Genomic DNA, 17,619 nt, shown 5'->3' with positions numbered 1-17,619 from the left:
CTACACCAGCGACAGCTTGCGATCGATCACGAACAGCACCCGTTCGAGCTCGTGGCCGCGGCGCAGGATCAGGCCGGTCGCCGAAATCACGCTGTACATGCCCTGCTTGCGCGCGAGCCGGGGATCCTTCTCGATCCGGTAGATCGGCATTTCGGAGGCGCGCCGGAACACCGAGAACACGGCGCGGTCCTTGAGGAAGTCGATCGCATAGTCGCGCCACTCGCCGTCGGCGACCATGCGGCCGTAGAGATTCAGAATGCGGTTGAGCTCAAGTCGGTTGAATGTCACGCGGTTGGGCTGAGGGGTCGCGGCGGCGGGACGCGCCGCGGCACGACTCCCGCTCGGATCGGTGTCCTCCGAGATCAAACTCATCGAGCGCCTCCTGTCATCCCGGTGACGATCAAGCTCCGAAGCCCGGTGCCCCCACCTCGGGATCGTCACGAGAGTGACATGATTGCGCTAAGCGAAGGACGCCGCAAGGGGCCATTCGCAATGCAACCAGCCCTTAACCACGGGCATGCGCGACGAATTGTCCGGAAAACCGAAGAGTCACGGGAACGTTAGCAGAATCATATTGCTGCCCCACTTCCGCCCATCGCCCGCCCCGCTGCCCTGCGAAAAGATAATCCTGCGTTGGCCCGGTCCTTTCGGTTCCGGATTCCTCAGCCCCCAGCCCCCCGGGGCCGTCGGGATCGGGCCTGTTCGCAGGGGAATCAAATCCCAACACTGGGCCAACGAAAGTTGGTCCTTTTTGTTTTTGGGGCCCTGCTCGATCAACGCGCGATCGAGACTTGCGCAAGGCCCCGGCGCCTTGCTTCAAGAAAAACCGGACGCGCGCTCGCCGCCGCGCAAGGCGGCGCGACAGCACGCATGCGTCTCGACGACGCGGCCGACTGAAACTAGCGCAGCGAGGTGAATGCGGCGCCGAGCATCGGGCCCGGCTTTTCGCGATTGCCGTCCTGGACGTAGACGGCCGCGGCGTCGACACCATCGCGCGTGATGTTCTCCAGCGGCACGGTCCAGCTCCCGGACGAGCCATTCCAGTCACCGACCTTGAGGAGATTGCGCACCACGTTGTGGTAGGTGATCTCGCGGCCGCGGTTCTCGCCGCGCGCGATCGAGATCGGTACCGACTTCGAGATCGAGCAGATCCAGACTTCGCCGCGCGACGCCGCGGGCGATTTCGATGCGGCGACCGACACGTTGATCTGCTTGCCGGTGAGCGTCATCGTCACCGGCACCGACATCACGCTGCCGCTCTTCTCGGTGTCCTTGATGGCGTCCTCAATGCTGGCACGGTCGCTGCCGATCACATGCGCGGAGCCGTTAATCACGGCCTGCGGCGTGTAGACGTCGCGGTCGCCGCGCATGTGCGAATAGGCTTTCTGGCGCGCGCTGAAACGGGAATCGGCCAGCGTGTCCTTCCAGCCGAGATAGTCCCAATAGTCGATCGGCATGCTCAGCGCGATGACGTTGGGATCCTTCGCGAGCTCCCCGATGATCTTGTCCGCGGGCGGACAGGACGAGCATCCCTGCGAGGTGAAGAGTTCGACGACAGCACGCGGATCGGCGTGCGCGGGGCGGATGATCGCAACGATCGCGCAGAACCCAAGCGCGCTGGACCATCGCGAGATAGAATTATAGGCCATCATCGCTGTCATACTGCGAACCAGTCGTGATGATTTCTATCCGTAATTGTACGGAGCATGAAGTCTGTCCCTGAACTTGCGTGCCCCAAAACGCGAGAAAGCGGCCTTTTCATAGGCCGCCTTCTTTTTAGCCGCTACTCACTAAGCAGTGAGGCACCGATCACAAATCCGCGCGAGAGCGTGTCCGGAAAGTGCGAAGCGGTTTTCCCCGCGACAAACGCAAGGCGTTTGCGCGGAGATCATGCTCGAACAAGGGGCTTAGGCCGCGAGCTTGCGCAGCACGTAATGCAGGATGCCCCCGTTGCGATAGTAGTCGAGTTCGTCCAGCGTATCGATGCGGCAGAGCAGCGGGACGTCCTTCTTGCCGCCGTCGGCGGAGACGATCTCGGCCGTCAGCGTCTGGCGCGGCTTCAAATCGCCCTGCAGCCCGCGGATCGTGACCTTCTCGTCGCCCTTGAGGCCGAGCGAGGACCACGACGTGCCGTCCTGGAAGGTGAGCGGAAGCACGCCCATGCCGACCAGGTTGGAGCGATGGATGCGCTCGAAGCTCTGGCAGATCACCGCGCGCACGCCGAGCAGGCGGGTGCCCTTCGCGGCCCAGTCGCGCGACGAGCCGTTGCCGTATTCGGCGCCGGCGAACACCACCAGCGGCACGCCTTCGGCCTGGTACTTCATCGCGGCGTCGTAGATCGACATCTGCTCGCCGTCGGGCCAGTGCTTGGTCAGACCGCCTTCCGGAATATTGCCGTCAGCGCCCTTCAGCATGAAGTTCTTGATTCGGATGTTGGCGAAGGTGCCGCGCATCATCACTTCATGGTTGCCGCGCCGCGTGCCGTATTGGTTGAAGTCGGCGGGGCGCACCTGGTGCTCGCTGAGGAATTTGCCGGCGGGCGAGGTCAGCTTGATCGAACCGGCCGGCGAGATGTGGTCGGTGGTGATCTTGTCGCCGAACATCGCGAGGATGCGGGCGTCGACCACGTCGGTGACCGGATCCGGCTGCTTCTTCATGCCCTCGAAATAGGGCGGGTTCTGCACATAGGTCGAGCTCATGTTCCAGCGATAGGTCTCGCTTTCCGTGGTCTTGATCTTGCGCCAGTTGGTGTCGCCCTTGAACACGTCGGCGTACTTCTTCTTGAAGATCGTCGCAGTGACGTACTTCTTCATGAAGGCGTTGATCTCCTTGGCGGTCGGCCAGATGTCCTTGAGGAACACCGGCTTGCCGTCCTTGCCGATGCCGAGCGGCTCGACCGCGAGATCCTTGGTCACGGTGCCGGCGAGCGCATGCGCGACCACCAGCGGCGGCGAGGCGAGGTAGTTCGCCTGCACGTCCGGCGAGACGCGGCCTTCGAAGTTACGGTTGCCCGACAGCACGGCGGCGGCGACGATGCCGTTTTCGTTGATCGATTTCGAGATGTCTTCCGGCAGCGGGCCGGAGTTGCCGATGCAGGTGGTGCAGCCGAAGCCGACCAGGTTGAAGCCGACCTTGTCGAGATCGGCCTGCAGGCCGGAATTGGCGAGATATTCCGCCACCACCTGGCTGCCCGGCGCGAGCGAGGTCTTCACCCAGGGCTTGGCCTTCAGGCCCTTGGCGACCGCCTTGCGCGCCAGGAGGCCGGCGCCGATCAGCACGCTCGGGTTCGAGGTGTTGGTGCAGGAGGTGATCGCCGCGATCACGACGTCGCCATGGCCAAGGTCGAAGTCACGGCCCTCGACCGCGAAGCGCTTCGTCTCACCCTCGGGCTTCTTGTATTCGCCGACCAGCGCGGTCGCGAAACCGGTCGACACCGCCGGCAGCGCGATGCGGCCTTCGGGGCGCTTCGGCCCGGCCATCGACGGCACGACGTCGCCGAGGTCGAGCGTCAGCGTGGTGGTGAACACCGGGTCGGCCGACTTGGCGGTCCGGAACAGGCCCTGCGCCTTGGCATAGGCCTGCACCAGCTTGACGCGATCGGCCTTGCGGCCCGAGGTCTTCAGGTAATCGATGGTCGCGGCGTCGACCGGGAAGAAGCCGCAGGTCGCGCCGTATTCGGGCGCCATGTTGCCGATGGTCGCCTTGTCCGCGACCGAGAGATAGTCGAGGCCGGGGCCGAAGAACTCGACGAACTTGCCGACCACACCGAGCTTGCGCAGCATCTGGGTGACGGTCAGCACGAGGTCGGTCGCGGTGACGCCTTCCTTGAGCTGGCCCTTGAGCTTGAAGCCGACCACCTCGGGCAGCAGCATCGATAGCGGCTGGCCGAGCATGCAGGCTTCCGCCTCGATGCCGCCGACGCCCCAGCCGAGCACGGCAAGGCCGTTGACCATCGTAGTGTGCGAGTCGGTGCCGACCAGCGAGTCCGGATAGGCGACCTCGAAGGTGCCGGTCTTCTTGCCGACCGTCATCTTCTCCTTCTTGGTCCAGACCGTCTGGGCGAGATATTCGAGATTGACCTGATGGCAGATGCCGGTGCCGGGCGGGACCACCGAGAAGTTCGAGAACGCCTTCTGGCCCCACTTCAGGAACTCGTAGCGCTCCTGGTTCTGCTTGTATTCCTCGGTGACGTTCTTCGCGAACGCCTTGTTGTCACCGAAGAAGTTGACGATCACCGAGTGGTCGATGACGAGATCGACCGGCACCAGCGGGTTGATCTTCTCGGCATCGCCGCCGAGGTTCTGCATCGCGTTGCGCATCGCCGCGAGATCGACCACGGCCGGAACGCCGGTGAAATCCTGCATCAGCACGCGCGCCGGGCGGAATGCGATTTCGTGCTCGAGCTGGCGCTTCCTGAGCCACTTCGACACCGCAACGATATCTTCCTTCTTGACGGTGCGGCCGTCCTCGTTGCGCAGCAGGTTCTCGAGCAGAACCTTCATCGAATACGGCAGCTTCGAAATGCCCTTCAGTCCGTTCTTCTCTGCCTGGGGCAGGCTGTAATAGACGTAGGACTTGGCGCCGACCTTCATGGTCTTGCGGCATTTGAAGCTGTCGAGCGAGGTCATGCGAGGAATCCCAATTTTCAGTTATACCCGGCAAGGGTAACTAAACACCGGCGATCGACACTGGCCGAGGGGATGGCCTGGGTGGGTTGCGGCCGCCGATTGTGTGTGCTGCATCAAGTTCCGGGCTTATAGAACCTTTCTAGAAGCGCCGCCACACCGACAAGCGTGCGACAACGCTGCGTGACCCAAAAATTCTCACGCGGTAGCGAAAGATTTCAGAGGGCTGTGACACAACGAACCATGCGGCTCTCGGGACGAAATCTGAAATGCGTGCGCGGCGGACGCGAGGTGTTTTCCAGCCTCGATCTGTCGGCTGCGGCCGGCGAGGCGCTCGCCGTCACCGGGCCCAACGGCGCGGGCAAGACCTCGCTGCTGCGCGTCCTTGCCGGGCTGCTGGTTCCCGCCGAAGGGTCTATCGCGCTGGAAGGCGGCGACGCCGAGCTCAGCCTGCCCGAACAGGCCCACTACCTCGGCCATCGCGACGCCTTGAAGCCGGCGCTCAGCGTCGCGGAAAATCTTTCCTTCTGGCGGGATTTCCTCGGCGGCGAGACCCGCGATGCCGCCCAATGCCTCGCGGCCGTGGCGCTCGAGCATGCCGCGCACCTGCCGGCGGCCTACCTCTCCGCCGGCCAGCGCCGCCGGCTGTCGATCGCGCGCCTGCTTTCGGTGCGACGGCCGGTCTGGCTGCTGGACGAGCCGACGTCGGCGCTCGACGCGGCCGGACAGGCGCTGTTCGTCGCCCTGATGCGCGATCATCTCGCGAGCGGCGGCCTGATCGTCGCCGCGACCCACCTTCCGCTCGGCATCGATGCGCGCGATCTGCGGATGGGAGGCGCGGCATGAGCGCACTGGCCGCATTGATTCGCCGCGACATCCGGATCGCGCTGCGCGCCGGCGGCGGGGCGCTGATCGGGGTGTTGTTCTTCCTCACCGTCACGGTGCTGATGCCGTTCGCGGTCGGGCCCGATCTGGCGCTGCTGTCGCGGCTCGGCCCCGCCATCCTCTGGCTCGGCGCGCTGCTGGCGAGCCTGCTGACGCTGGACCGGCTGTTCACGGCGGACCATGAGGACGGCTCGCTCGACCTAATCGTGATGAGCCGGACGCCGCTGGAACTCGCCTGCGCGGCCAAGGCGCTGGCGCACTGGATCGCCGCCGGGCTGCCGCTGATCGTCGCGACGCCGGTGCTCGGCCTGCTGCTCAATCTCGACGGCACCGCGACGCTCGCGGTTGCCGCGACCCTGCTGGCGGGAACTCCGGCGCTGACCTTCACCGGCATGATCGGCGCGGCCCTGGCGGTGACGCTGCATCGCGGCGGGCTACTGCTCGCGGTGCTGGTGCTGCCGCTGTCGATCCCGGTGCTGATCTTCGGTGTCGCGGCCTCGCAGGCGGCGATCTCGGGACCCCTGCCCTTTGGAACACCGTTCTCGATCCTCTGCGCGTTGTCGCTTGCCTGCCTCGTGATCGGCCCGTTTGCCGCCGCCGCGAGCCTGCGGCACGGGCTGGACTGAGTTGAGCTCGATCAAATCTCGCCGAAGGGAATTCGGCCAATTGCCTGTGACACACCGGACGATTATCAGGGTGCCATGAAGCTGACCGAGACGCTGACCGACCTCGCCAATCCGACCAGGTTTCTGGCGCTGACCGCGCGCATCCTGCCGTGGCTCGTGGGTGTGACCGCGATCCTGCTCGCGATCGGGCTGTACCAGTCGGCGATGGCGCCCGACGACTACCAGCAGGGCGCCACGGTCAAGATCATGTTCATCCACGTGCCGAATGCATGGCTGTCGATGTTCGTCTGGGGCGTCATGAGCGTGGCCGCGCTCGGCACGCTGGTGTGGCGGCATCCGCTCGCCGACGTCGCTGCGAAAGCCGCCGCCCCGATCGGCGCCGCCTTCACCTTCCTTGCGCTGGTCACCGGCTCATTGTGGGGCCGGCCGATGTGGGGCACTTATTGGGAATGGGACGCGCGGCTGACCTCGGTCTTGATCCTGTTCCTGATGTATCTCGGCCTGATGGCGCTGTGGCGCGCGGTGGAGGATCCTTCGCGCGCGGCACGGGCGGCGGCGGTGCTGACCCTGGTCGGCGCGATCAACATCCCGATCATCAAATTCTCGGTCGACTGGTGGAACACGTTGCATCAACCGGCATCCGTGCTCCGGATGGGCGGATCGACGCTCGACAAGGCGTTCCTGTGGCCGCTGCTGGTGATGGCGATCGCGTTCTCGCTGCTCTTCATCACGCTGCACCTGGCGGCGATGCGCAACGAGATCCTGCGCCGGCGTGTGCGCAGCCTGCAGATGATGCAAGCCAGTCGCGTCACGTTTACGAGCGAAACGTCCGCCGGCCCAAAAGAAATCGGGGCGGCGTAGCACGATGTCGCTTGGCCCCTACGCGTCCTTCATCGTGACGTCCTACGCACTGGTCGCGGCCGTCGTGCTGCTCTTGATCGTCTGGATCATCGCCGACTATCGCCGGCAGCAGGCGCGCCTCAAGGAGATCGAAGCCAGCGGCGTCACGCGCCGCTCCGGCCGCAGCGCGGCGGATATCAGATGAGCGAGCAGGCGACCAACAGTCCGCCGCAAGCCCGCCGCCTGCTGGTGGTGCTGCCGCTGGTGGTTTTCCTCGCCCTCGCGGGGCTGTTCCTGCTGCGGCTCTATGGCGGCGATCCCTCGAAAATCCCGTCGGCCCTGATCGGCCGGCCGGCACCGCAGACCGCCTTGCCCGCGCTCGACGGCCTCGTGAAGGATGGCGCGCCCGTCCCCGGCCTCGATCCCGCGGCCTTCAAGGGCAAGGTCTCGATCGTCAACGTCTGGGCGTCCTGGTGCGTGCCCTGCCACGATGAGGCGCCGCTGCTGACCGAGCTCGGGAAGGACCAGCGCTTCCAGATCATCGGCATCAACTACAAGGACTCGCCCGACAACGCGCGGCGCTTCCTCGGCCGCTACGGCAATCCGTTCGGCATCGTCGGCGTCGACGGCAACGGCCGCGCCTCCATCGAATGGGGCGTCTACGGCGTGCCCGAGACCTTCCTGGTCGGGCGCGACGGCACGATCGTCTACAAGCTGGTGGGCCCGGTGACGCCTGACAACGTCAACACCGTGCTCAAGGTCGAGATCGAGAAGGCGCTGCGCGCGGACAAGTAGTCGCGTCGGCATGCCGTGACTCGCGACCCTGAATTGCGCATGAACGACGCGAGCAAACACCTGCGGCATAATACTTCGACACATTTATCTGCGGTTCATTTCGCGGCCACGGCAACGCCATGAACGCACCCCCAACTCAGTGACGTTGACATCAACGTTCCTCTGGAGGGGACATATGCGCAAGACCACGCTCGCCTCACTTCTCGCTACCGCGCTCACGCTCGGCCTGATGACGGCCACGCCGTCGATGGCCCAGTCGCCGCAGCCGGCCGCGCCCGCCGCCAAATCCGAGAGCCACACGGCGTCAGCGCCGAAAACGGCGGCGCCCGATCTGAAGACGACGGGAATGGCGAAGGACGACCTGCTCGACATCAACAGCGCCAGCCCTGACCAGCTCGACGCGCTGCCCGGTGTCGGCAAGGCCTATTCGGCCGCGATCATCAAGGGCCGCCCCTACAAGGGCAAGGATGAACTGGTGCAGAAGCACATCCTGCCGCAGGCGACCTACGACAAGATCAAGGACAAGATCGTCGCCAAGCAGAAGAGCTGAGCTCTGAGCCTCGAACGCAGCGCGGCGCAATCCCCGCGCTGCGTTCCGATCTATTTCCGCAGGTCGCCGGCTTCCGCCTCGCTGGTTTCCAGCGAAACCGGCTCCAGGTGATAGCGCTTGGTCAGCGGCATCTGGGCGATGGCGAAGATCATGGTCAGCGGCGTCACGCCGAATACCTTGAAGTTGACCCAGAAATCCGTGGTCTGCGTCCGCCAGACGATCTCGTTGAGGATGGCCATGCCGGCGAAGAACAGCGCCCAGCGCATGGTGAGGATGCGCCAGCCCTGCGGCGTCAGATTGAACATCTGGTCGAACATCACGGCGATGAAGGAGCGGCCGAACAAGAGCCCGCCGCCGAGCACGGCCGCGAACAGGCCGTAGATGATGGTCGGCTTGACCTTGATGAAGGTCTCGTCGTGCAGCACCAAGGTCAGGGTGCCGAACACCAGCACGATCGCGCCGGTCACCAGCGCCATGATCGGCACGTGTTTGGTCACCACATAGGACGCGATCATGGCGGCCACGATCGCGACCATGAACGCAGCCGTCGCGACGAACAGATGGTACTTGGCGTTCGCGACGAAAAACACGAGCAGGGGCCCGAGTTCGGTCGCAAGCTTGAACAGCGGATGCGGCTGGGTCTTGTCCATTAACTCTCGATTCCGGCAATCGCCTTGGCAAAATCCTTCGCGGTGAAGGGCGCAAGATCCTCGACGCCTTCGCCCACGCCGATGAAATGCACCGGCAGCTTGTGCTTCTCCGACAGCGCGACAAGGATGCCGCCGCGCGCGGTGCCGTCAAGCTTGGTCATCACGAGGCCGGTGACGCCTGCCGTACGATGAAATGCCTCGACCTGCGACAGCGCATTTTGTCCCACCGTGGCGTCGAGCACGAGCAGCACCGCATGCGGCGCCGACGCATCGACCTTCTTGATGACGCGCACGACCTTTTCGAGCTCGTTCATCAGCTCGGACTTGTTCTGCAGCCGACCGGCGGTGTCGATCAGCAGCACGTCGCGCGCCTGCTCCTTGGCCGCCGTCAGCGCGCTGAAGGCGAGGCTTGCCGAATCCGAGCCCTGGGCACCCGCGATCACCGGCGACTTGGTGCGCTCGCCCCAGACCTTGAGCTGCTCGATCGCCGCGGCGCGGAAGGTGTCGCCGGCGGCCAGCATGACCTTGCGGCCCTCGGCAGAAAATTTCGCGGCCAGCTTGCCGATCGTCGTGGTCTTGCCGGAGCCGTTGACGCCGACCACGAGGATCACGAACGGCTTCAGCGTCGCATCGATCTCGAGCGGCTTGGCCACCGGCGCCAGCACCTTCTCGACCTCGGTCGCAACCACATCCTTCACCTCGTCGGCAGAGATCGCCTTGTCGTAGCGGCCCTTGCCGACCGCCTGCGCAATGCGGACCGCGACATCGGTGCCGAGGTCGGCGCGCAGCAGCACATCCTCGATGTCATCGAGCATGGCCGAATCGAGCTTGCGCTTGGTGACGAGGTCGGCGACCGCGGTCCCGATCGAACTCGAGGTTCGCTTCAGGCCGCCTTTCAGGCGCTGCCACCAGCTCTGTTTTGTTCCCGTGGTATCGTTCATGGCGCGGACGTGTTAGCCGTTTCGGCTCACAAACGAAAGTCTCGACGAATTGATCGATGTTCCCCAATTGACCGCGGAAGAAATCCTGGGCCGGGTGCTCCACCGCGACGGCCTGATGCTGGTCATCGACAAGCCGGCCGGCCTGCCGGTGCACCGCGGCCCCAAGGGCGGCCCCAATCTGGAGGCCTCGTTCGACGCATTGCGGTTCGGCCTGCCGCGGCCGCCGGTGCTGGCGCATCGGCTCGACAAGGACACCTCCGGCTGCCTCGTCCTGGGACGCCACCGCAAGGCCACCGCCTCGCTTGGGCTGCTGTTCAAGCACAGCAAGATCTCCAAGACCTATTGGACCGTGGTCGAGGGCGGCCCGACCGAGGACGAAGGCGCCATCGACATGCCGCTCGGCCGGCTCAACGCCGAACGCGGCTGGTGGCAGAAGCCGGACCCGGACGGGCAGAAGGCGATCACCAACTGGAAGGTGCTGGGCCGCGGCGAGGGCATCGCCTGGCTCGCGATGGAGCCGGTCACCGGCCGCACCCATCAGCTCCGGGTGCATTCGGCGGCGATGGGCTGGCCGATCGTCGGCGACAATATCTACGGTAACGGTCCGCGCTTCGGCGAGCCGACCCTGCATCTGCATTCGCGCGAAATCGGCATCCCGATCTCCCGCAACAAGGACCCGGTGCATGTCGTCGCGCCGGCGCCGGCGCACATGCAGGAACGGCTCAAGGCCTGCGGCTGGAACGGCGAGTAGCGCGCTTTCCAGTGGTGGAGCTTCCTCCGGGATTCTACTGATCGTTATCCTTACGAAACGTTCAGGTCCGCTCGATAAAGCTGCAAACTGGCTTAGAACAAGCAATCGGACGGGCTCAGGACGAGCAATGCTGGCTGCCGGGCAGGCAATTGTCGACGAGGTCGAGGCTGCGATACGCGCCGGCTCCGCCGAAAAATGCATCGCGACGGCGAAGCGCGTCACGGATCTCTTCCTCCACTCCGCCGGCAGCTTCAACAGCGAGCAGATCGAACTGTTCGACAATGTGCTCGAGCGGCTGGTCAAGACCATCGAGCTGCGCGCGCTCGCCGAGATCAGCGCCCGGATGGCGCTTGCCGAGATCAGCGAGCAGCTCGCCCCGGTCGCGCAGGCACCGCCCACGATCGTTCGCCGCCTCGCCAGCAACGACGAGATCCGGATCGCGCGGCCGATGCTGCAGGAGTCCTCGCGCCTCAGCGCCGAGGACCTGGTCGAGATCGCGCAGACCAAGAGCGAGCAGCATCTGCTCGCCGTCGCCGGCCGCTGGTGGCTGAAGGAAGTCGTCACGGATGCGCTGCTGGCCCGTCGCTTTGCCAGCGTGAGCCATCGCCTCGTCACCAATCCCGGCGCCAAGGTATCGCCGGACGGATTTGCCGTCATCCTCGCGCAGGCAGAGCACGATCCGGTCCTCGCAGTCGAGACCGGCATCCGCGCGGACCTGCCGGCGGAGCTCCGCCTTCAGCTCTTGCGTCGGGCCACGGAAGAGGTGCGCGGCCGTTTGCTGGAACGTGCCCCGCCGTATCTGTACGAGGAAATCCGGCACGCGGTCGCCGCGGTCGCCGCCGGCGTCGAGCGCGACATGTCGCAGGTCCGCGATTTCACCGCAGCCAGACGCCACATCGCAAAGCTCAAGGACAGCGGCGAGCTCGACGAGGCCGCCCTGCTCGGCTTCGCCAGGCAGCGAAAATATGAGGAGACCATCGTTGCGCTGGCGGACCTCGCGCCGTCGAGCATCGAGGTGATCCGCTCCCTGATGCAAAGCCTGCGCAGCGAGGGCCTGCTGGTGCCGTGCCGGGCAGCGGGCCTGAGCTGGGAGACCACCGCCGCGGTGATGGAATGCCGCTACACCACCGGCTCGATGGGCCCCGTCGAACTCGCCAATGCGAAGAGCCAGTTTACGAAATTGACCCGCGCAAACGCCGACCGCCTGCTGCGGTTCTGGCAGGTTCGCGCCTCGCATTCGCCAAGGCCCGGCAGCCGCGCGCACTGAGAACGTCGTGTGCGATGTCGCGACCGAAATACTCCGTCGCCATTCCGGGGCTCGCCGAAGGCGAGAACCCGGAATCCATCGGGCCGCACGACAAGTGGACGAATGGATTCCGCGCTCGCGCCAAAAGGCGCGCCCCGGAACGACGAAAGAGTGGCACGCCGCCCCGGGAAAGCGCGCGCCTTGCCTCAGCGAACGCCGGCGGACACTGCAACGAGGCGCGTGCCGTCGTGACCGGTTACGGCCAGCCGCCGCACCGTGCCGGACATATGGCCATCGATCGCAACCGGCAGGAAGTGTTCGGTGCGGCCCTGCGTGCGACTTTCGATCAGCACCTCGCGCGTCGCGCCGACTTCCGCAGCCAGCCGGCGCACCAGCGCGGCTTCGCCGGCTGCGCGCAGCCGCCTGGCGCGCTCCCTGATCGTCCCGCCCTCGACCTGCGGCATCCGCGCCGCCGGCGTGCCCGGACGTCGCGAATACGGAAACACGTGCAGGAAGGTGAGATCGCATTCCGCGACCAGATCGAGCGAGCGCGCAAACATCTCCTCGGTCTCGGTCGGGAAGCCCGCGATGATGTCGGCGCCGAGCGCGATGTCCGGCCGCAGCCGGCGTACCTGCGCGCAGAAATCGATCGCGTCCCGGCGTGAATGCCGCCGCTTCATCCGCTTCAGGATCATGTCGTCGCCCGATTGCAGCGACAGATGCAGGTGCGGCATCAGCCGCGGATCGTCGGCGATCACATCGAGCAGGTCGCGATCGGCCTCGATCGAATCGATCGACGAGATGCGCAGCCGTTTCAGCTCGGGCACATGGCGGAGGATCTGCCGGGTCAACTGGCCGAGCTTCGGCGCGCCCGGCAGGTCGGCGCCATAGCTCGTCAGATCGACACCGGTCAGCACGATCTCGGCATGGCCGCGTTCGACCAGCGTCCGGACCTGATCGACCACCGCGCCCATCGGCACCGAGCGCGAATTGCCGCGGCCGTAGGGGATGATGCAGAAGGTGCAGCGATGATCGCAGCCGTTCTGCACCTGCACGAACACCCGCGGCAGGCCGCGCTCGAAGCCGTCGAGCAGATGCGGCGCCATCTCGGTCACCGCCATGATGTCGGCAACCGCGACCTTCTCGCTCGCATCGACGCCAAACGGCGCAGCGAACGCCGCACGCGTCGCCTGCCAGGCGCGGCCGCGCATCTTCTCGTCATTGCCGACGACGCGATCGACCTCGGCCATCTCGGCAAACATCCGGCTTTGCGTCTGCGCCGCGCAGCCGGTGACGACGATGCGCGCGGCCGGGCGTTCGCGCTTCAGCTTGCGGATCGACTGCCGTGCCTGCGCCACCGCCTCATTGGTGACGGCGCAGCTGTTGATGACGATGGTGTCGGAAAGTCCCGCCTGCTCCGCCTCGCGCCTGATCACCTCGGATTCGAACGAATTGAGGCGACAGCCAAAGGTGACGACATCGACGCCCATGATCGATCTCGCACCCGATCAGGCGACGCTGGCGAACAGCGCCGGATCGAAGCGGCCCTCATATTCGAAATCGGCGGTGCCGGTCATCAGCACGTGATCGTCGCGCTCGCGCCACTCGATGCCGAGCTTGCCGCCGGGCAGCGTGATCTCGACGATCCGGTTGGCGCGCTTCAGTCGCGCCGCCGCGACCGCGGTCGCGCACGCCGCCGAGCCGCAGGCCCTGGTGAGGCCGGCGCCGCGCTCCCAGGTGCGGATCGTGATGTGGTCGCGATCGACGATATGGGCGAGAGTGATGTTGGCGCGCTCCGGGAAGATCGGATGGTTTTCCAGCAGCGGTCCGAAACGTTCGAGATCGTAGGCATCGACGTCGTCGACCCAGAAGATCGCGTGCGGATTGCCCATCGAGACCACCGAGGGGGAGTGCAGCACCGGATTGTCGATCGGCCCGACCTGCAGCTCGATGTAGCGGGTGTCGCGAAATTCCTCAGCCAGCGGAATGTCCTGCCAGCCGAACTTCGGCGCGCCCATGTCGACGGTGTAGAGATCCGGCGCCGGCCCCTGCCAGCAATTGAGCAGGCCGGCGCGGGTCTGGAACGTCGCCGTGGTCTGGCCGGTCTTCTCGAAGATCCGCCGCACCACGCAGCGCATGCCGTTGCCGCAGGCCCCGGCCTCCGAGCCGTCATTGTTGTAGATCGAGATGAACGCTTCGGTGCCGTCGAGCCGCGGCGGCTGCAACACCATCAGCTGGTCATAGGGCACGCCGCCGGCCGGCGACGCCACGGCGCGCGCCTCGTCAGCCGAAACCTGCGCCTTGGAATCGCGCAGGTCCACGACGACGATCTCGTTGCCGATGCCGTTCATCTTGGCGAATGCGTGATTGGCGAGCGCGCTCATCGATTTTCCTAAATTCTGCCCGGTTATATGGCGAGTTGTGGCCGATTGGCTAGTGCGGCGAATTTGAAGCTCCTCCGGTGGCTCCGCGGGTTCTGTAGGAGCTTCAAATTCGAAACCGCACTAGGAACAATCGTTTGCTGGTGCTCCTCTAATTCCGAAGTTCGCATAGTTTCCGCCGCACTTGCTTGCGAACTTCGGAATTGGAGCACCAGTCTGAATGGCCCTATGACACATCTGTCATGGGACGAATGCAGAACTCGCGTGTTAGGAATATCGCGCCTCACGGACCGTGCGCGCCGGGACAGATCGAGCGGCCGTTTGAGGAAGGGGATGGAGAATACCGAATGAACCGTATCAGCACGCTCCGCGCGGCCCTGGTCGCGCTGCTCCCTTTGGCCACGATCGCCCTGGCAAGCCCGGCGTCCGCCCAGTCGCCATCAGCCTCGCCCGCTCCGGCGGCAAGCCCGACCCCAGCGCCTGCGCCATCGGCAACCCCGGTGCCCCCGCCGGCCGAGACCAAGTCGCCGGCTGACAGCCCCGCCGCATCGCAGTCCCCGACACCGCCCCCGGCCGCTGCGGTGCAGACCGCCGACCCGTTCGGCGAGCCGTTCACGCTGGAACCGAAGAAGGTCGTGATGCTGAAGGGCACGGCCAATTGGGATTCGGCCTTCGACGCGCTGATCGAGGCGTTCAAGCAGCTCACCGCGCTGCTCGACAAGGACGGCGTCAAGGCCGCGGGCAATCCGATGATCGTCTACACCTCGACCGACGACACCGGGTTCACCTTCATCGCCGAGATCCCGGTCGACCAGGACGTCAAGAACCTCGGCAAGAACATGAGCATGGGCAATTCGCCCGACGGCAAGGCGCTCAAATTCGTCCATCGCGGGTCCTACGACAACATGGACAACACCTATGAGGCGATCACCAATCACCTCGACGACAAGAAGCTCGAAGCCAAGGACACCTTCATCGAGGAATACATCACCGATCCGCTGAAGACCGCCGAAGACAAGCTTGTGATCAACGTCTACGTACCCCTGAAGTGAGCCAGATGACCCATCGCCTTTTCCCCGGCGTCCCGTTCGCCGCCGCCTTCCTCGCGACCACCCTGCTCGCCGCACCCGCCATGGCCGATACCGACTTCCCGCCAGCAATTTCGGTCACGGGCGAGGCCACCGTGTCGGCCGCGCCCGACGAGGCGCAGCTCGACGCCGGCGTCACCACCGATGGCAAGACCGCGCGAGAGGCCACCGACGCCAACAATGTGACGATGGGCAAGGTGCTGGCGGCGCTGAAGGGCGCCGGCATCGCGGAGAAGGACTATCAGACCTCGCGGCTGTCGCTGCAGCCGCAATTCGCCAACCGCACCCCGTCGTCGAACAACGCCCCGCCCAGCATCGTCGGCTATCACGCGAGCAATCGCGTCACGATCAAGCTGCGCGATGTGAGCAAGGTCGCCAGCGTGATCGACGTGCTGGTCGGCGCCGGCGCCAACGATATCGGCGGGCTCAATTTCTCGGTGTCGCAGGCCTCGAAGCTGCTCGACGAGGCACGCGAGCGCGCGATCGCCGACGCCCGCCGCAAGGCCGAGATCTACGCCAAGGCCGCCGGCGTCACGCTCGGCGCGCCCTTGAACATCGCGGAGGTCGGCTCGGCGCCGGTCCCGATGTTCCGCGCCAAGATGGCCACGGCGGGATTTGCGGCTCCGACGCCGGTGGCGCAGGGCGAGGAAACGCTGACCGTCAACGTAACCGTCTCCTGGGCGATCAAGGAGAAGTAGAGCCACAGGCGTAGCCCGGATGGAGCGCAGCGAAATCCGGGTCGGCTTCTCCGCGGATGGACTTCCCCGGATTTCGCTGCGCTCCATCCAGGCTACCCTTCCTTCTAAATCTCAAACACCTGCCCCGGCTTTAGCGCGACAAACTTCTCCCGCGGCACGCCCGCAGCGTCGAGCGCTTCACCCAGCGCGATCGCCGGCGCGTCGATCGCTTCGTCGGTCAACTGAAACGTGCCGTGGTGATGCGCCAGCGCTTGCGCCGCGCCGCAATCGGCCAGCGCCTTCACCGCATCTTCCGGGTTCATGTGCTGGTCGCGCATGAACCAGCGCGGTTCGTAGGCGCCGATCGGCAGGATCGCGAGCCGGAGCGCGCCGTGCGCCTCGGCCACCCGGCGAAAATGCCGGCCGTCGCCATAGCCGGAATCGCAGACGATGTAGAGCTTGCCCGCCGGCGTCTCCAGCACGAAGCTCGCCCACAGCGCCTTGTTGCGGTCGAACAGGCCGCGCGCCGACCAGTGCCGCGTCGGCACCAGCGTCACGGCAACGCCGCCGCCGAGTTCGACGCGCTGGTGCCAGTCGAACGCCTCGGCCTTGATCGCGGCATCGGAGGCGCGCATCGTGACGTCGTTGCCGAGCGGCGTCACGACGCGAGGGCTGAACGCCGCCTCAAGCTTCGACAGCGTCGCGACATCGAGATGATCGTAATGGCCGTGCGACACCAGCACGACGTCGACCTTGGGCAGCTTCTCGAATGCTATGCCGGGGTCATTGTGCCGCTTGGGACCTGCGAAGCCGAACGGCGAGGCCCGCATCGACCACACCGGATCGACCAGGAGATTGAGACCTGCGGTTTGGATCAGCCAGCTGGCGTGGCCGACAAAGCAGAGCCGCACTCTGTCGCCATCGACCCGCGGCGGCGGCGTATCGGCATAAGGGCTCGGCGCCCAATCCGGCCAGACCGCGCGCTGCCTTGCGCCGCCGAGCTGCCAGCGCAGCACCTCTCGAAGCGATTTCGGCGCCGCGCCATCCGGATCGAAGAAGTGCAGGCCGTCGAAATGATCGGAGACGGGGCCGTCATAGGTTTTCATCAGGGACATCCAGATCGAGGGCACGCCGAGTGCTGCGACGGCTCCGGTCAGGCTGGCGAGAACGCGGCGGCGGGTGATGGGCAAGCGGGTTCCCAAACAGGAGGCTGGCTCCGGTTATATGGGGGACGACGCAGAATTCGGAACCGGCGCGGTAAATCGACGCAACTTCAATACCTTAAGGTCAAGGCGAGCCGACTTGCCGCGAAACTTTCCTTGACTTTGCCGCTGCGGCAGCGTTTAACGCCGCGACTTTCTCGGAAAGATCCTTCTTTTCGACCCGCCGACTGGTCCTGGAGGCCAGAGGCCAACGCCCGACAGCGCGATGCGCCCTCGGGCGCGAAAGTGTTTGGACCATCGTCTTGGCGCGCCATCTTGGCACGGTGCCAAGGCAAACTATCTGGTCATCAACCGCGAAAGCGGGTGATCCAGTACTCCAGAGGCAGCTCGGCTTGAACCGA

Annotated in this window: 18 protein-coding genes; 10 read left to right on the top strand and 8 right to left on the bottom strand. The window is 65.5% G+C overall.

The annotated features are described in order from the left end of the window. From AKN83_RS33955 to acnA, 3 genes are all read right to left on the bottom strand, one after another. Positions 1-372: a DUF2794 domain-containing protein gene (locus AKN83_RS33955; protein WP_050400886.1), complete on the bottom strand. Its 372-nt coding sequence runs from the start codon at positions 370-372 to the stop codon at positions 1-3. Positions 373-899: 527 nt separating this feature from the next. Continuing rightward, positions 900-1,661 carry a DUF1223 domain-containing protein gene (locus tag AKN83_RS33950; RefSeq protein ID WP_050400887.1) on the bottom strand — a complete coding sequence of 254 codons (762 nt, stop codon included), beginning with the start codon at positions 1,659-1,661 and terminating at the stop codon, positions 900-902. Positions 1,662-1,907: 246 nt separating this feature from the next. Beyond that, positions 1,908-4,628 carry an aconitate hydratase AcnA gene (acnA, locus tag AKN83_RS33945; protein WP_050400888.1) on the bottom strand — a complete coding sequence of 907 codons (2,721 nt, stop codon included), beginning with the start codon at positions 4,626-4,628 and terminating at the stop codon, positions 1,908-1,910. Between the two features lie 240 nt (positions 4,629-4,868). Here acnA and ccmA point away from each other — a divergent pair, with 240 nt between their 5' ends. From ccmA to AKN83_RS33915, 6 genes are all read left to right on the top strand, one after another. Then, on the top strand, positions 4,869-5,471 hold the full coding sequence (ccmA, locus tag AKN83_RS33940; RefSeq protein WP_050400889.1) for a heme ABC exporter ATP-binding protein CcmA: 603 nt from the start codon (positions 4,869-4,871) through the stop codon (positions 5,469-5,471). After that, on the top strand, positions 5,468-6,136 hold the full coding sequence (ccmB, locus tag AKN83_RS33935) for a heme exporter protein CcmB (RefSeq protein ID WP_050400890.1): 669 nt from the start codon (positions 5,468-5,470) through the stop codon (positions 6,134-6,136). The genes ccmA and ccmB overlap by 4 nt, the downstream gene beginning before the upstream one ends. A 75-nt stretch (positions 6,137-6,211) precedes the next feature. Next, on the top strand, positions 6,212-6,997 hold the full coding sequence (locus AKN83_RS33930; protein WP_050400891.1) for a heme ABC transporter permease: 786 nt from the start codon (positions 6,212-6,214) through the stop codon (positions 6,995-6,997). A gap of 4 nt (positions 6,998-7,001) precedes the next feature. After that, positions 7,002-7,181: a heme exporter protein CcmD gene (ccmD, locus tag AKN83_RS33925; RefSeq protein ID WP_050400892.1), complete on the top strand. Its 180-nt coding sequence runs from the start codon at positions 7,002-7,004 to the stop codon at positions 7,179-7,181. Continuing rightward, positions 7,178-7,771: a DsbE family thiol:disulfide interchange protein gene (locus AKN83_RS33920; RefSeq protein WP_050400893.1), complete on the top strand. Its 594-nt coding sequence runs from the start codon at positions 7,178-7,180 to the stop codon at positions 7,769-7,771. The genes ccmD and AKN83_RS33920 overlap by 4 nt, the downstream gene beginning before the upstream one ends. A gap of 175 nt (positions 7,772-7,946) precedes the next feature. Continuing rightward, positions 7,947-8,321 (top strand): ComEA family DNA-binding protein, encoded by a 375-nt coding sequence (locus AKN83_RS33915; protein ID WP_050400894.1) that lies wholly within the window; start codon positions 7,947-7,949, stop codon positions 8,319-8,321. 50 nt (positions 8,322-8,371) lie between these two features. Here the strand turns inward: AKN83_RS33915 and AKN83_RS33910 are convergent, their stop codons facing one another. After that, positions 8,372-8,971 carry a septation protein A gene (locus tag AKN83_RS33910; protein WP_050400895.1) on the bottom strand — a complete coding sequence of 200 codons (600 nt, stop codon included), beginning with the start codon at positions 8,969-8,971 and terminating at the stop codon, positions 8,372-8,374. Further along, positions 8,971-9,912, bottom strand: a complete 942-nt coding sequence (ftsY, locus tag AKN83_RS33905; RefSeq protein WP_063695658.1) for a signal recognition particle-docking protein FtsY — start codon at positions 9,910-9,912, stop codon at positions 8,971-8,973. Before ftsY ends, AKN83_RS33910 begins: the two co-directional genes overlap by 1 nt. 49 nt (positions 9,913-9,961) lie before the next feature. Here ftsY and AKN83_RS33900 point away from each other — a divergent pair, with 49 nt between their 5' ends. Both AKN83_RS33900 and AKN83_RS33895 read left to right on the top strand, forming a co-directional pair. Next, positions 9,962-10,663, top strand: coding sequence for an RluA family pseudouridine synthase (locus AKN83_RS33900; protein ID WP_050405627.1), 702 nt, complete (start codon positions 9,962-9,964; stop codon positions 10,661-10,663). 127 nt (positions 10,664-10,790) lie between these two features. Next, on the top strand, positions 10,791-11,930 hold the full coding sequence (locus AKN83_RS33895) for a DUF2336 domain-containing protein (protein ID WP_063695657.1): 1,140 nt from the start codon (positions 10,791-10,793) through the stop codon (positions 11,928-11,930). A 185-nt stretch (positions 11,931-12,115) separates the two neighbouring features. On the opposite strand, the gene mtaB is transcribed toward AKN83_RS33895, so the two are convergent. Continuing rightward, positions 12,116-13,399: a tRNA (N(6)-L-threonylcarbamoyladenosine(37)-C(2))-methylthiotransferase MtaB gene (gene mtaB / locus AKN83_RS33890; protein WP_050405625.1), complete on the bottom strand. Its 1,284-nt coding sequence runs from the start codon at positions 13,397-13,399 to the stop codon at positions 12,116-12,118. Positions 13,400-13,417: 18 nt separating this feature from the next. Further along, complete coding sequence (gene dapF, locus AKN83_RS33885; RefSeq protein WP_050405624.1) at positions 13,418-14,293, bottom strand: diaminopimelate epimerase; 876 nt, start codon at positions 14,291-14,293, stop codon at positions 13,418-13,420. 344 nt (positions 14,294-14,637) lie between these two features. On the opposite strand from dapF, the gene AKN83_RS33880 reads away from it, so the two are divergent. Both AKN83_RS33880 and AKN83_RS33875 read left to right on the top strand, forming a co-directional pair. Then, positions 14,638-15,342 (top strand): GyrI-like domain-containing protein, encoded by a 705-nt coding sequence (locus AKN83_RS33880; RefSeq protein ID WP_083992363.1) that lies wholly within the window; start codon positions 14,638-14,640, stop codon positions 15,340-15,342. 5 nt (positions 15,343-15,347) lie between these two features. Continuing rightward, entirely contained in the window at positions 15,348-16,076 is a 729-nt protein-coding gene (locus AKN83_RS33875; protein ID WP_050405628.1) for an SIMPL domain-containing protein, read from the top strand. 104 nt (positions 16,077-16,180) lie between these two features. On the opposite strand, the gene AKN83_RS33870 is transcribed toward AKN83_RS33875, so the two are convergent. Continuing rightward, the gene (locus AKN83_RS33870; protein WP_050405622.1) at positions 16,181-17,245 is read right to left on the bottom strand and encodes an MBL fold metallo-hydrolase; all 1,065 of its coding nucleotides are present in this window, start codon (positions 17,243-17,245) and stop codon (positions 16,181-16,183) included. Positions 17,246-17,619: the final 374 nt, after the last annotated feature.

The sequence above is a fragment of the Bradyrhizobium embrapense genome (genome assembly GCF_001189235.2).
GTDB lineage: Bacteria > Pseudomonadota > Alphaproteobacteria > Rhizobiales > Xanthobacteraceae > Bradyrhizobium > Bradyrhizobium embrapense.
The sequence above is the reverse complement of the archived record's forward strand: the minus strand, read 5'-3'. Positions and strand labels throughout refer to the sequence as shown.

Excerpts from the sequence above, each read along its gene's own strand:
- AKN83_RS33930 (WP_050400891.1), top strand. The coding sequence starts at position 6,212 with ATGAAGCTGACCGAGACGCTGACCGACCTCGCCAATCCGACCAGGTTT.
- dapF (WP_050405624.1), bottom strand. The coding sequence starts at position 14,293 with ATGAGCGCGCTCGCCAATCACGCATTCGCCAAGATGAACGGCATCGGC.
- acnA (WP_050400888.1), bottom strand. The coding sequence starts at position 4,628 with ATGACCTCGCTCGACAGCTTCAAATGCCGCAAGACCATGAAGGTCGGC.
- mtaB (WP_050405625.1), bottom strand. The coding sequence starts at position 13,399 with ATGGGCGTCGATGTCGTCACCTTTGGCTGTCGCCTCAATTCGTTCGAA.
- AKN83_RS33950 (WP_050400887.1), bottom strand. The coding sequence starts at position 1,661 with ATGACAGCGATGATGGCCTATAATTCTATCTCGCGATGGTCCAGCGCG.
- ccmA (WP_050400889.1), top strand. The coding sequence starts at position 4,869 with ATGCGGCTCTCGGGACGAAATCTGAAATGCGTGCGCGGCGGACGCGAG.
- AKN83_RS33875 (WP_050405628.1), top strand. The coding sequence starts at position 15,348 with ATGACCCATCGCCTTTTCCCCGGCGTCCCGTTCGCCGCCGCCTTCCTC.
- AKN83_RS33895 (WP_063695657.1), top strand. The coding sequence starts at position 10,791 with ATGCTGGCTGCCGGGCAGGCAATTGTCGACGAGGTCGAGGCTGCGATA.
- AKN83_RS33915 (WP_050400894.1), top strand. The coding sequence starts at position 7,947 with ATGCGCAAGACCACGCTCGCCTCACTTCTCGCTACCGCGCTCACGCTC.
- ccmD (WP_050400892.1), top strand. The coding sequence starts at position 7,002 with ATGTCGCTTGGCCCCTACGCGTCCTTCATCGTGACGTCCTACGCACTG.
- ccmB (WP_050400890.1), top strand. The coding sequence starts at position 5,468 with ATGAGCGCACTGGCCGCATTGATTCGCCGCGACATCCGGATCGCGCTG.
- AKN83_RS33910 (WP_050400895.1), bottom strand. The coding sequence starts at position 8,971 with ATGGACAAGACCCAGCCGCATCCGCTGTTCAAGCTTGCGACCGAACTC.
- AKN83_RS33880 (WP_083992363.1), top strand. The coding sequence starts at position 14,638 with ATGAACCGTATCAGCACGCTCCGCGCGGCCCTGGTCGCGCTGCTCCCT.
- AKN83_RS33955 (WP_050400886.1), bottom strand. The coding sequence starts at position 372 with ATGAGTTTGATCTCGGAGGACACCGATCCGAGCGGGAGTCGTGCCGCG.
- ftsY (WP_063695658.1), bottom strand. The coding sequence starts at position 9,912 with ATGAACGATACCACGGGAACAAAACAGAGCTGGTGGCAGCGCCTGAAA.
- AKN83_RS33920 (WP_050400893.1), top strand. The coding sequence starts at position 7,178 with ATGAGCGAGCAGGCGACCAACAGTCCGCCGCAAGCCCGCCGCCTGCTG.